The following is a 12,454-nucleotide window of genomic DNA, read 5'->3' as shown; positions in this document are numbered from 1 at the left end:
CTTCGGGGCGCGAGGGGCGCCTGCACAGGACCGCTACTTCGGGGCGTGAAATGTGCAGCGGGGCGGTCGGCGATCGCCCCGGTGCACGTTTCGCGCCCCGGTCCGGGTGCGCCCCCGCTGGGGCGGACGCCCCGCTGCACACACCGAGCTCGGTCCGGACTTCGGCGGCACGCGGGCAGCGCGACGCGAGACTGAGGCCCGCCTTGCTGGCGACGGAGGCCGCGGCATCCCTAGCCTGACGGCATGGAGATCTTGCGTGACGTCGTCGTCCTCGTGCACCTCGTCGGCTTCGCGGTGCTGTTCGGGGCGTGGGTGGTCGAGGTCGTCGCCCGCCGCGTGCGCGTGACCTCACTCATGAACAACGCCCTGGGCATCTCACTGCTCACGGGCCTCATCCTCTCGGCGCCGTGGGGCCTCGACCACGATCTCAATTACGTCAAGATCGGCGTGAAGCTCGTCGTCCTGCTCGTGATCGGCGCGCTGATCGGCATCGGGTCGGCGCGCCAGAAGCGCACGGGCTCGCTCCCGCCGGGGCTGTTCTGGCCGGTCGGCATCCTTGCGCTGGTGAACGCCGGCCTCGCGGTCATCTGGCGCTGATCGCCGCTCACGCGAGACGGCTCGGGGCGCTCTCCCGGGGGAACACCAGGGCGCGCTCAGCGTACACATAGACTGGAGGGTCTAGACGGCCCTCACCCGGGGACGTCGCCGGTGCTCCCGCCGTGCGCTCCCTCACTCCCACCCCTGTGATCGCTGCGCCCCACCGCTGCGCCCCATCCCGGACGCGAACGAAGAACCTTCCCGTCAGGCAGTCATGACCACGTCATCCCCCTCCACCCGCTCCACCGTCGCACCGGCCAACCCGCGCTCGCGCGTCATCACCGCGAGCCTCGTCGGAACGACGATCGAGTTCTACGACTTCTACGCGTACGCCACCGCCGCAGTCCTCGTCTTCCCGGTGCTCTTCTTCCCCACCGGCAACGAGACGACCTCGCTGCTGCTGTCGTTCAGCGTCTTCGGCGCCGCGATGGTCGCGCGCCCCCTCGGCGCGATCGTGTTCGGCCACTTCGGCGACCGATTCGGCCGCAAGGCCACGCTCGTGGCATCCCTTCTCGTGATGGGTGTCGCGACCTTCCTCATCGGGTGCCTCCCGACCTTCAACGAGATCGGCGTCTGGGCGTCGGTGCTGCTGCTCGTCATGCGCCTGGCGCAGGGCTTCGCCCTCGGCGGCGAATGGTCCGGCGCGGCGCTCGTCGCGACCGAGAACGCCCCGAAGGGCAAGCGCGCGCTGTTCGGCACGTTCCCGCAGCTCGGTGCCCCGATCGGCTTCATCATCGCCAACACGGTGTTCCTCGTCATCAACTTCGCGCTGCCGCACCCCGACGGCACGGCCCAGCGCTCCGAGGAGTTCCTCACCTGGGGCTGGCGCGTCCCGTTCCTGTTCTCGGCCGTCATGGTCATCGTCGGCCTGTACGTGCGCCTCAAACTCGTCGAGAGCACGTCGTTCTCGAAGGCCGAGAAGAGCGGCGCGATCCGCAAGTTCCCGCTCGGCGAGGTCGTTCGCCGCAACGGCAAGCAGCTGGTGCTCGGAACGTTCATCATGCTGGCGACCTACGTGCTGTTCTACCTGATGACCAGCTTCACGCTGTCGTACGGCACCAAGCCCACCGTCGAAGGCGCCGCCGCGGCCGCCGAGAAGGCCGGCACCCCGTTCGACGCGGCCGCCTACGTGCCGGGCCTGGGCTTCGGCTACACCGACTTCGTGATCATGCAGATCATCGGCGTGGTGTTCTTCGGCGTCTTCACGATGCTGTCGGGCCCCGTGGCCGACGCCATCGGGCGCAAGCGTCTGCTGATCGGGGTGACCATCGCGATCATCGTGTTCGGCCTGACCTTCTCGGTGTTCCTGCTGCCGCACGCCGACCCGAAGTTCACCGGCGCGCTCGTGCAGGCCTTCCTCGTATTCGGGTTCCTGCTGATGGGCACGACCTTCGGACCGATGGGCGCGGTGCTGCCCGAGCTCTTCCCCACCAACACCCGCTACACCGGCTCGGCCATCTCGTACAACGTCTCGTCGATCCTCGGAGCCGCCCTCGCCCCGATCGTCGCCGTCGCGCTCTGGGCCGCCGGAGACGGCAACCCGTGGCTGGTCGGCCTGTACCTGTCAGGGATGGGCGTGCTGACGCTGATCGCCGTCGTGCTCTCGCCCGAGACGAAGGACGTCGACTACGACGACAACATCGCCGCCGGAGCGACCGCGCCGTAACGCGTTGCCTGTGAACGATGGATGCCACGGGGCCCCGGCCTCGTGGCATCCGTCGTTCTGCCGTCCTGTGCACAGCCGCGAGAGGTACGGTCGAAGGACCCCCATTTCCTTTCCCGAGGTGAGCATGTCCGTTCCCGCTCCCGCGCGCGGTCGGCGCGGCCGCCGCGTGCCCGAGGGCCCGCGCGCGTCGTTCCGGCAGCTGCTGCCCTTCCTGCTCGAGCACAAGCGCACGCTCGTCGTCGTCGCGGTCCTGAGCATCCTCGGTGCGGGTGCGACGCTCGTGCAGCCGCTTCTCGTCGGCCAGGTGATCACGCGCGTGCAGCAGTCCGTACCGCTCGGCGCACTGGTGTGGCTGCTCGTCGGTTTCGTCGTGCTGTCGTCGCTGATCTCGGGCTATCAGCACTACCTGCTCCAGCGCACCGGTACCGCCGTCGTCTACTCCAGCCGCCGACGGCTCATCGCGCGGATCCTGCGCCTGCCCATCAGCGAATTCGACGCGCGCCGCACCGGCGACCTCGTCTCGCGAGTGGGCACCGACACCACGCTGCTGTACGCCGTGCTGACGCAGGGACTCGCGGATGCCGTGGGCAGCGCGCTCATCCTCGTCGGCGCGATCATCGCGATGGCGTTTATCGACCCCCTGCTGCTCGGCCTGATCATCGTCGTCATCGGCGCGTCGCTCGCGACCGTCGTCGTCCTCAGCACGAGGATCCGCGTCGCCTCCGCCGCTCAGCAGGAGAAGGTCGGCGAGCTGTCGGCCGGCGTCGAGCGCGCCGTCGGTTCCATCCGCACCATCCGCGCCGCGGGAGCGACCTCGCGCGAGACGGCGGCGGTGACCGAGACCGCGACCGAGGCCTACGACGCGGGCGTGCGCATCGCCAAAGTGTCGGCGCTCATCGTCCCCGTCGCGGGTATCGCGCTGCAGGTGTCACTGCTCGTGGTGCTGGGCGTCGGCGGGTTCCGCGTGGCATCCGGAGCCATCGACGTCGCCTCCCTCGTCACGTTCGTCATCTTCTTGTTCCTGCTGGTGCAGCCGCTGGCGTCGGCGATCGGCGCGATCACTTCGGTCAACCAGGCACTGGGTGCGCTCGGACGCATCCAGGAGGTGCTCGACCTGCCCCTCGAAGACGAGGGAGACCGGCCGGGCATGTCTGCGGCGGTTCCGGATGCCGCGGCGATCGCCTTCCGCGAGGTGCGGTTCCGCTATCCCGACCACGTCGTCAAGGCGCGCGAAGCCGCCGCCGCGGAGGCGCGGTCGGTGTTGGCGGACGTGCACCTGGACTCCGCCGAGCCACCCGCCGAGACCGATCGCGAGGTACTGCGCGGAGTGTCGTTCGCCGTTCCGCGAGGGTCGCGCGTCGCGCTCGTGGGACCGTCGGGGGCGGGGAAGAGCACGATCCTCTCGCTCATCGAGCGCTTCTACGACCCCACCGAGGGGGCGATCCTCATCGACGGCGTCGACGCGCGCGAGCTGTCCCGCGACGAACTGCGCGCCCGCTTCGGGTACGTCGAGCAGGACGCGCCCACTCTCGCCGGCACGATCGCCGACAATCTGCGCCTCGCCTCGCCCGCGGCATCCGATGCCGACTGCGAGCGCGTGCTGCGAGCGGTGAATCTCGGCGACGTCCTGGAGCGCAACTCGCTGGGCGTCGATGCGCCCGTCGGTGAAGACGGGGTCATGCTCTCGGGCGGTGAGCGTCAGCGTCTTGCGATCGCGCGGGCGTTGCTGGCCGCTCCCCCGGTGCTGTTGCTCGACGAGTCGACATCGTCACTGGACGGTGTGAACGAGCAGCGCATGCGCGAGGCCATCGACGCCGTCGCGACCGACCGCACGCTCCTCGTCATCGCCCATCGCCTGTCCACTGTCGTCGACAGCGACCTCATCGTCGTGCTGCAGGACGGCCGGGTCGTCGGTCAGGGCACGCACAGCGAGCTCGTGGCATCCACTCCCCTTTACCGCGACCTGGCGAAGCACCAGCTGCTGGTGTGACGTCGGGACGGCGGCAGCGCTACCCGGCGCGGCCGTCACGCTCACGCAGGGTGGTGGTGGGGCGCGGCGAGAAACACGATCCGCGGGAAATAATGCTTGCACAGCGCGTTTCTGCCGGCGAGAAGCGTTTCTCACGCGGGTCGACGGGGCGCCGGACAGGGGCGCCGCGCGCCGGCGGACCGGCCCGGCCGAGCGCAGGCAGGACGATGCCCCTCCCGCGCGCCAAGAACGGGAGGGGCATCGCGTCCGACACTCGCCCCACCGCGCGAAACGGCGGGCGGGGCGAGAGCAGGGGGCCGGCTCAGGACCGCTGGAGGCGGTACCGCAGCGCCGCCAGCTCGGCGCGCAGAGCGGCCGGCAGGTGCGAGCCGAACGTGTCGTAGAACTCCTCGGTCATGTCGGCCTCGGCCAGCCATGAGCGGGCGTCGACGGAGAAGAGCTCGGCGAGATCGGCATCCGGGAGGTCGAGACCCGTGAGGTCGAGGTCCTCGATCTTCGGCAGGCGCCCGATGGGGCTCTCCACCGCGTCGACCTGACCGTCGACACGGCGGATGATCCAGTCGATGACGCGGGCGTTGTCGCCGAACCCGGGCCAGAGGAAGCGGCCGTCGTCACCCTTGCGGAACCAGTTGACCTGGAAGATGCGCGGGGCTCGATCGAAGCGGAGCTTCTGGCCGACCTTCAGCCAGTGCGCGAAGTAGTCGCCCATGTTGTAGCCGCAGAAGGGCAGCATCGCGAAGGGGTCGCGGCGCAGTTCGCCGACGGTTCCCTCCTGGGCGGCGGTCTTCTCGGACGACACCGTCGAGCCGATGAACACGCCGTGCGACCAGTCGGTGGCCTCGACCACCAGCGGCACATTGGTCGCGCGACGACCGCCGAACAGGATGACGTCGAGGGGCACGCCCTGGGGGGCCTCCCAGTCCTCGGCGATCTGCGGGCACTGGGCGGCGCCGACGGTGAACCGCGAGTTGGGGTGGGCGGCGGGACGACCCGACGCGGGCGTCCAGGCGTTGCCCTCCCAGTCGGTGAGGTGCGGGGGCGCCTCGTCGGTCAGTCCCTCCCACCACACGTCGCCGTCGGGGCGCAGCGCCACGTTCGTGAAGATCGTGTTGCCCCACAGCGTCTCGATCGCGGTGACGTTGGTCGATTCGCCCGTGCCCGGCGCCACACCGAAGAAGCCGGCCTCGGGGTTGATCGCCCACAGGCGTCCATCCTCACCGGGGCGGATCCAGGTGATGTCGTCACCGAGGGTCTCGACGCGCCAGCCGGGGATGGTGGGGCGCAGCATCGCGAGGTTGGTCTTGCCGCAGGCCGAGGGGAACGCGGCGGCCACGTGGTAGGCCTTGCCCTTGGGGTCGATCACGCGGATGAGCAGCATGTGTTCGGCGAGCCAGCCCTCGTCGCGGCCGATGACCGAGGCGATGCGCAGCGCGAAGCACTTCTTGGCCAGGATGGCGTTGCCGCCGTAGCCCGAGCCGAACGACCACACCTCGAGGGTGTCGGGGAAGTGCACGATGTACTTCTCGTCGTTGCACGGCCACGTGACGTCGGCCTCGCCGGGGGCGAGCGGAGCACCGACGGAGTGGACGGTCTTGACCCACGGGGCGCCCTTCGCGACCTGCTCGAGCACTGCCGTGCCGACGCGGGTCATGACACCGATGGATGCCACGGCGTAGGCGCTGTCGGTGATCTGCACGCCGATGTGGCTGAGGGGGCCGCCCACCGCGCCCATCGAGAAGGGGACGACGTACATCGTGCGCCCGCGCATCGAGTCCTCGAAGACGCCGTCGAGCGTCTCGCGGATCTCGGCCGGGGCGATCCAGTTGTTCGTGGGGCCGGCGTCCTCTTCGCTCTCGGAGGCGATGTAGGTGCGCGACTCGAGGCGAGCGACATCGCCGGGGTGCGAGCGGGCCAGGTACGAACCGGGCCGCCACTCGGGGTTGAGCTTGATGAGCTTGCCCTCGTCGACCATGTCGCGCAGCAGCGCGTCGTTCTCGGCGGGCGAGCCGTCGACCCAGTGGATGCGGTCGGGCTGCGTGAGGGCGGCGACCTGGTCGACCCACGCGCTCAGCGCGGCAAGACCCGGGCCCTCGACGGCCGGACGCACGCCGTGACCGGGACGGGTGGCGCGGGCGGCAGCGGGCGCGGCAGTGCGGGAGCTGGAGCTGAAGATGTCGGCGAGAGCCATGTCGTTCTCCTCGGTTGAGAGCAAACTCGGTGTCGTTCCTCCATGTTGAGGCCCTTGCAACCCGACTTTCGATGATCGACCAGTGTAAGAATCCGCATTCTTTCGATATGGTCAAGGAATGGCGTCGTCCTTCGAACTCACCACCCTGGGTCACCGCATCCGTCATCATCGTCTGGCCCGTGGCCTGACGCTCGATGAACTGGGAGCGCTCGTCGGCGTGGCGGGCAGCCAACTGAGCCTCATCGAGAACGGCAAGCGCGAGCCCAAGCTCTCGCTCCTGCAGGAGATCGCGCGCGCGACCGAGACCGAGGTCACCGAGCTGCTCTCGAACGAGCCGCCGAACCGCCGCGCCGCCCTGGAGATCGAGCTCGACCGGGCACAGGGCAGCCCGTTCTTCCGACAGCTCGGCATCCCCCCGGTCAAGGTGAGCAAAGGCACCAGCGACGACACGATCGAAGCCGTGCTGGGCCTGCACCGAGAGCTGCAGCGGCGCGAGCGCGCGACCATCGCGAGCCCCGAAGAGGCGCGCCGCGCCAACACCGAACTGCGCCTGCGAATGCGCGAGACGGCGAATCATCTGCCCGAGATCGAAAGCCTCGCCGAGAAGCAGCTCAAAGCGGCGGGGCACGCGACCGGCGCCCTCACCCACCGCACGGTCAGCATCATGGCCGAGCAGCTCGGGTTCGAGCTCATCTACGTCAACGACCTGCCGCATTCGGCGCGCTCGGTCACCGACCTCGAGCACGGTCGCATCTATCTGCCCCCGGCATCCATCCCCGGCGGGCACGGCCTGCGCTCGATGGCCCTGCAGGCGATGGCCCACCGCCTGCTCGGGCACCGCCCGCCCACCGACTACGCCGACTTCCTGCAACAGCGCCTGGAGATCAACTACTACGCCGCGTGCTGCCTGATGCCGGAGACCAGCTCCGTCGCGTTCCTGACGCAGGCGAAGAAAGACCGCAACCTCGCCGTCGAGGATTTCCGCGATGCGTTCGGCGTGACCCACGAAGCCGCGGCGATGCGCATGACCAATCTCATGACGACCCACCTCGGCGTGCATCTGCACTTCCTCCGCGTCGACGGCGACGGCGCCATCTCGCGCGTGTACGAGAACGACGGACTACCGCTGCCGACCGATGTCACGGGGTCGGTGGAGGGGCAGGTCGTGTGCAAGAAGTTCTCGGCGCGCGCCGCCTTCGCCGAGCACAACCGCACGACCGAGCACTACCAGTACACCGACACCCCCGCCGGCACCTTCTGGTGCTCCTCGCAGACGGGCACCACCAGCGACGGCGACTTCTCGATCACCGTGGGCGTGCCCTTCGACGACGCGCGGTGGTTCCGCGGTCGCGAGACCTCGAAGCGCGGGATCTCGCACTGCCCCGACGAGTCGTGCTGCCGGCGCCCCGACACCGAGGCCGCGGAACGCTGGCAGGGCAAGGCATGGCCGAGTGCCCGCGTGCACCGGTACATGTTCTCGCCTCTTCCGCGCGGGATGTTCCCGGGTGTCGACGACGCGGAGGTCTTCGCGTTCCTCGACCGGCACGCCGACGGCTGAGGGGCGCAAGCGCCCGACCAGCCGCCTCGCTCACGCGAGACGTCGCCGCGCGAGACGGAGCGGTCGCGCCGCGGGGCTGCGGGACGGCCACCGGATGCCACGGACCGTGCCGTCAGAGGATCGTCGTGCCCGGGGCCCGCCGGACAAGGTGATGCCACGGCCACCCGTTCTCCCGGGACGACGAAACGAAAACGACACACGACGGGACAATTCACGAAAAGTAAAACATTTACGTTTACGGGACACCCACCCACACGGAGGCTCCCGAATGTCACACCTTCGCACCGACCTGATCACCGCCCCTCCCGCAGCAATGCACCCCGTCACGGCTCCCGCCGCGCGCCGCCGCCGCCGGCGCACCACCGCTGCCGCTGCCGCCGTCGGCGCTCTGCTCCTCGCCCTCACCGTCACCGGCTGCGCCTCCCCCGCCGCCTCGTCGCCAAGTGACGGTCCCACCTCGCTCGGCACCGCCAGCGTCGCCCTCAGCTGGATCAAGAACTACGAATTCGCGGGGTACTACTTCGCGGAGGAGAACGGGGCCTACACCGACGCCGGGTTCGACGAGGTCGACCTCATCGCCGGCGGCGGCAACACGAACTCCTGGGACCTCGTCCTCTCGGGCCAGGCGCAGATCGGCCTGGCGTCCGACCTCACCGGCATCACCGGCGCCATCAACGACGGCGCCGGACTGAAGATCATCGGCGCGCAGTTCGTGAAGAACCCCGTCGGCTTCGTCTCGCTCGCGGGCAACCCCATCCGCACGGTCGCCGACCTGAAGGGCAAGCGCATCGGCGTCGACGCCGGCGGAAAGCTCGCCGTCGAAGCCGTCCTGAAGGCGAACGACCTGCCCGCCGACACGGTCCAGTTCGTCTCGGTGCCCAGCGGCGTCGACCCGCTGATGAACGGCGAGGTCGACGCTCTCATCGGCTTCCTGACCAACTACCCGATCGCCGTCAAGAACGCCGGCGGCAACGTGGTGACCATGTCGTTCGCCGACGCCAATTACGCCCAGTTCGGCGACGCCGTGGTGGTCAGTGAGAAAGCGCTGGCCGAGAACCGCGACGCGCTGAAGGCGATCATGAAGGCCAGCATCATCGGCTGGAACACCGCCCTCACCGAGGGCGCCGACTCGATCGCCGACATCGCCATGACCTACGGCGGCGCGGACAACGGGCTCGACCGACAGCTGCAGGTCGACTCCGCGAGCGTGCTGCCCTCCTTCATGCTCACCCCCGACACGGTGACCAACGGCATCTTCACGCTCACGCCCGACCTCGTCGACCAGGCCGTGTCCTCGCTCGCCGCGGCGGGCATCACGGCCGACCCGGACATGTTCGACACGTCGCTGCTCGACGAGGTGTACGCCGAGAACCCCGAACTCATCCCCGGGTTCACCGTCCCGGCATCCTGATCCCTTCCTCCACCGCCCCGACACGAGAGGACGCCACGACATGACGTCGATACCCGCACGTGGCGTCCTCTTCGGCGCCGCCGGTCTCGCCGTGCTGGTGATGGCCTGGCACATCGTCGCCGTGACCGTCTACCAGCGCCCCAACGGCAGTCCCGGTCCGGTGCCGCCCCCTCTCCCGGTCCTCGTGCGCGCGGCCACCGGATTGGGTGACGGAGCCTATGCAGAAGGCGTGGCCGCGACCGCGGGAGCCGCCCTGATCGGCTACGGCGTTGCCGTCGTGATCGCGCTGGGGCTCGGCATCCTGGTCATGATGGCCCCGCCCCTGGGCCCCTTCGCCTCCCAACTGGGAGTGGTGGCCGCGTGCGCTCCCGCAGCCGCCATCGCGCCCATCGTGGTGCTGCTCAGTCCGTCGGGCAGCCGTGCCGTGAGTGTCGTGCTGGCGATGCTCGCCGTGCTGTTCCCCCTCGTGGTCGGGGTGCTTCTGGGACTGCGCTCGGCCGCCCCGGCGCAGCTCGATCTCGTGCACGCCTACGGAGGCACCGCGTGGACGGCCATCCGCAAGGTGCGGGTGATCTCCGCGATCCCCGCGCTGCTCGCCGCCCTCAAGCTCGCCGCCCCCGCCGCCTTCCTCGGCGCCATGACCGGCGAATTCTTCACCGTCGGCGTCGACGAAGGGGCCGGCCGACTCCTCATCTCGCAGCAGTACGTCGGCGACTACACCGGCATGTGGGCGATCGCCCTGCTCGCGACGGTCGTCTCGGCCCTCGGGTACGGCGCGATCGCGCTGCTCGGACGCATTCTCGCGCCGTGGACCACTCACACGGGGGGCACCCGATGACGCGCATGTCCTCCCGGCTCACGACGACCCTGTGCACGCTCGCCACGGCGGCCGTGCTGCTGATCGGCTGGCAGCTGGCGATCACCCTCTCGGGGCTCTCGCCCTACCTCGCGAAGACGCCGCTGGACGTGTGGGGGTACCTCTTCGTCGACGGGGCCGGCAATCCGGCCGGCGCCGCTGAACGCCGCGCAGCCCTCGCCCCGATGATCGGCGTCACCCTGATGCACAGTGCCGTCGGGCTCCTCCTCGGCGTCAGCACCGGGTTCGTCGGGGCGGTCGCGCTGACCGTGTCGCGGGCGTTGCGCTCGATCTTCCTGCCGCTGGCCCTGCTGCTGCAGACCGTGCCCCTCATCGCCATGGCCCCCGTCATCTACGCCGTCTTCGGTTCCGGCATCCTCACCGCCGCCGTCGTGGCCGCGGTCGTGACCTTCTTCCCCCTGCTGATGAACATCGGGGCAGGCCTCACCTCGTCGACGCCGGAGACGGCCGACCTCGTGCGTGCCTATGGCGGCGGCCGATGGACCCTGCTGCGGTTCGTGCAGCTGCCGGCATCCCTTCCGTCGTTGTTCGCCGGTCTCAAGCTGGCCGCCCCCGCGACCGTGTCGGCGGCCACCCTGTATGAGTTCCTGTTCTCGTTCGAAGGGCTCGGGGCGAACCTGCTCACCAGCAAGTCGTACTCCGACTACGGGCTGCTGTGGACGCTCGTCGTCGTCACGGTGCTCCTCTCGCTCGCCGCCTACGGACTCGTCGTCGCGGCCGAAACGCTTCTGCTCGCCGGTCGTTTCCCGCCGCGCGATTCGACCCTCGCTCAGAAAGGCCCCGCATGACCGCGTCCGGCGTCCACGTCCGTGCTCTCACGCGCCATTTCGCCACCCGCGGCGAGACGGTCGTCGCCGTCGACGGGGTCGACCTCGACACTCCGCGCGGGTCGTTCCTGTCGCTCCTCGGCCCCTCCGGCTGCGGCAAATCCACCGTGCTGCGCATGCTCGCCGGCCTGGACACCCCCACCTCGGGCACAGCGACGGTCAACGATCTCGCCCCCGCCGCCCTCCGCGGGAAGCACGCGTACGGCATCGCCTTCCAAGACCACGCACTGCTGCCGTGGCGGACGGTCGAGCGCAACATCGCGTTCCCGTTCGAGATCGCGGGGCTCCCCGTCGACCACGACTGGGTGGGCGAACTGCTGCGCCTCGTGCGCCTGGAACAGTTCGCCAAGGCCCGACCGTGGCAGTTGTCGGGCGGCATGCGCCAACGCGTGGCCATCGCCCGCGCGCTGGCCCTCCGGCCCAACGTGCTCTTCCTCGACGAACCGTTCGGAGCGCTCGACGACGTCACCCGCCAACGTCTGAACGTCGAGCTCCAGCGCTTGTGGAGCGAGCAGCAGGCGACGACCGTCATGGTCACGCACGGCGTCCAGGAGGCCATCTTCCTCAGCGACAAGGTCGCCGTGATGAGCCCTCGTCCGGGGCGCATCAAAGAAGTCATCGACGTCGACCTCCCGCGGCCGCGCACCCTCGAAATGACGACGTCGCCCGAATTCCACGCCTACGTCGACCGCGCCAGCGCGCTCCTGTTCCACTGATCCCCCGAAAGGCCCACCCTCATGACCGAACTCACTGCCGTCGCCGCCACGCACACCGCTCCCGATCTGGATGCCGCGGAGGAGGGGATCCGCATGTACATGCGAGCGATCGGCCTCGACACCGAGCACCCCACCCTCATCGACACCCCCCGGCGCGTCGCGCACGCCGGTCTCGACCTCTTCTCGGGAATGGGAGGCGACCCGCATCGCGCGCTGGGCGGCGGTGAGCCCATCGAGGGCGTGTACCCCGGGGCGGTCGCGGTGCAGGACATCCCCTACTCCTCGATGTGCGAGCACCACCTGCTGCCCTTCCAGGGATTGGTGTCGGTGGTGTACCTGCCCGATCGGGCGCTCGCCGGCATCGGCGACTTCGACGCGATGCTGCGGGTGCTCGCGGCCCGACCGCAGATGCAGGAGCGCCTGGCCGACCAGATCGCCGAGGTCGTCTCCGAGACACTCGACGCGAAGGGCGTGCTGGTGCGCCTCACCGCACAGCACGCCTGCATGTGGGCGCGCGGGGAGCGGACCGTCGGCTCGACGGCGTTCTCCCTCGCGGGGCGCGGCGTGTACGAGACCGATCCGGCGGCGCGAGCAGAGGCGCGAGTGCTGCTCGGACTGCACTGA

The 12,454-nt window shown here is 69.8% G+C and carries 10 protein-coding genes; 9 read left to right on the top strand and 1 reads right to left on the bottom strand.

The genetic code is table 11. From position 1 onward, the window contains the following. Positions 1 to 243 precede the first annotated feature (243 nt). From ACXKZF_RS03915 to ACXKZF_RS03905, 3 genes are all read left to right on the top strand, one after another. Positions 244 to 597, top strand: coding sequence for a Fe-S protein (locus tag ACXKZF_RS03915; protein WP_488985441.1), 354 nt, complete (start codon positions 244 to 246; stop codon positions 595 to 597). A gap of 214 nt (positions 598 to 811) precedes the next feature. After that, positions 812 to 2,263, top strand: a complete 1,452-nt coding sequence (locus ACXKZF_RS03910) for an MFS transporter (RefSeq protein WP_055958634.1) — start codon at positions 812 to 814, stop codon at positions 2,261 to 2,263. A 124-nt stretch (positions 2,264 to 2,387) separates the two neighbouring features. Then, positions 2,388 to 4,253 (top strand): ABC transporter ATP-binding protein, encoded by a 1,866-nt coding sequence (locus ACXKZF_RS03905; RefSeq protein ID WP_488985440.1) that lies wholly within the window; start codon positions 2,388 to 2,390, stop codon positions 4,251 to 4,253. A 301-nt stretch (positions 4,254 to 4,554) separates the two neighbouring features. On the opposite strand, the gene ACXKZF_RS03900 is transcribed toward ACXKZF_RS03905, so the two are convergent. After that, on the bottom strand, positions 4,555 to 6,441 hold the full coding sequence (locus tag ACXKZF_RS03900) for a phosphoenolpyruvate carboxykinase (GTP) (protein WP_488985439.1): 1,887 nt from the start codon (positions 6,439 to 6,441) through the stop codon (positions 4,555 to 4,557). Between the two features lie 118 nt (positions 6,442 to 6,559). Here ACXKZF_RS03900 and ACXKZF_RS03895 point away from each other — a divergent pair, with 118 nt between their 5' ends. The 6 genes from ACXKZF_RS03895 (at position 6,560) to folE (ending at position 12,454) form a co-directional block, all read left to right on the top strand. After that, positions 6,560 to 7,999: an XRE family transcriptional regulator gene (locus ACXKZF_RS03895; protein WP_055958643.1), complete on the top strand. Its 1,440-nt coding sequence runs from the start codon at positions 6,560 to 6,562 to the stop codon at positions 7,997 to 7,999. Between the two features lie 268 nt (positions 8,000 to 8,267). After that, positions 8,268 to 9,410, top strand: a complete 1,143-nt coding sequence (locus ACXKZF_RS03890; RefSeq protein ID WP_488985438.1) for an ABC transporter substrate-binding protein — start codon at positions 8,268 to 8,270, stop codon at positions 9,408 to 9,410. Between the two features lie 40 nt (positions 9,411 to 9,450). Continuing rightward, the gene (locus tag ACXKZF_RS03885) at positions 9,451 to 10,248 is read left to right on the top strand and encodes an ABC transporter permease (RefSeq protein WP_055958649.1); all 798 of its coding nucleotides are present in this window, start codon (positions 9,451 to 9,453) and stop codon (positions 10,246 to 10,248) included. A gap of 5 nt (positions 10,249 to 10,253) precedes the next feature. Further along, a complete protein-coding gene (locus ACXKZF_RS03880; protein WP_314454340.1) occupies positions 10,254 to 11,075 on the top strand; it encodes an ABC transporter permease in 822 nt (273 codons plus the stop codon). Next, the gene (locus ACXKZF_RS03875; protein ID WP_055958655.1) at positions 11,072 to 11,830 is read left to right on the top strand and encodes an ABC transporter ATP-binding protein; all 759 of its coding nucleotides are present in this window, start codon (positions 11,072 to 11,074) and stop codon (positions 11,828 to 11,830) included. Before ACXKZF_RS03880 ends, ACXKZF_RS03875 begins: the two co-directional genes overlap by 4 nt. 21 nt (positions 11,831 to 11,851) lie before the next feature. Continuing rightward, positions 11,852 to 12,454 (top strand): GTP cyclohydrolase I, encoded by a 603-nt coding sequence (gene folE, locus ACXKZF_RS03870; protein WP_488985437.1) that lies wholly within the window; start codon positions 11,852 to 11,854, stop codon positions 12,452 to 12,454.

It is taken from the genome of Microbacterium sp. ABR10 (assembly GCF_057812175.1).
Note: the sequence above shows the minus strand (reverse complement) of the source record. Positions and strands in the feature narration are given on the sequence as shown.

Coding starts and splice junctions, on each gene's coding strand:
- ACXKZF_RS03905 (WP_488985440.1), top strand. CDS start 2,388: ATGTCCGTTCCCGCTCCCGCGCGCGGTCGGCGCGGCCGCCGCGTGCCC.
- ACXKZF_RS03890 (WP_488985438.1), top strand. CDS start 8,268: ATGTCACACCTTCGCACCGACCTGATCACCGCCCCTCCCGCAGCAATG.
- ACXKZF_RS03910 (WP_055958634.1), top strand. CDS start 812: ATGACCACGTCATCCCCCTCCACCCGCTCCACCGTCGCACCGGCCAAC.
- ACXKZF_RS03915 (WP_488985441.1), top strand. CDS start 244: ATGGAGATCTTGCGTGACGTCGTCGTCCTCGTGCACCTCGTCGGCTTC.
- folE (WP_488985437.1), top strand. CDS start 11,852: ATGACCGAACTCACTGCCGTCGCCGCCACGCACACCGCTCCCGATCTG.
- ACXKZF_RS03895 (WP_055958643.1), top strand. CDS start 6,560: ATGGCGTCGTCCTTCGAACTCACCACCCTGGGTCACCGCATCCGTCAT.
- ACXKZF_RS03880 (WP_314454340.1), top strand. CDS start 10,254: ATGTCCTCCCGGCTCACGACGACCCTGTGCACGCTCGCCACGGCGGCC.
- ACXKZF_RS03900 (WP_488985439.1), bottom strand. CDS start 6,441: ATGGCTCTCGCCGACATCTTCAGCTCCAGCTCCCGCACTGCCGCGCCC.
- ACXKZF_RS03875 (WP_055958655.1), top strand. CDS start 11,072: ATGACCGCGTCCGGCGTCCACGTCCGTGCTCTCACGCGCCATTTCGCC.
- ACXKZF_RS03885 (WP_055958649.1), top strand. CDS start 9,451: ATGACGTCGATACCCGCACGTGGCGTCCTCTTCGGCGCCGCCGGTCTC.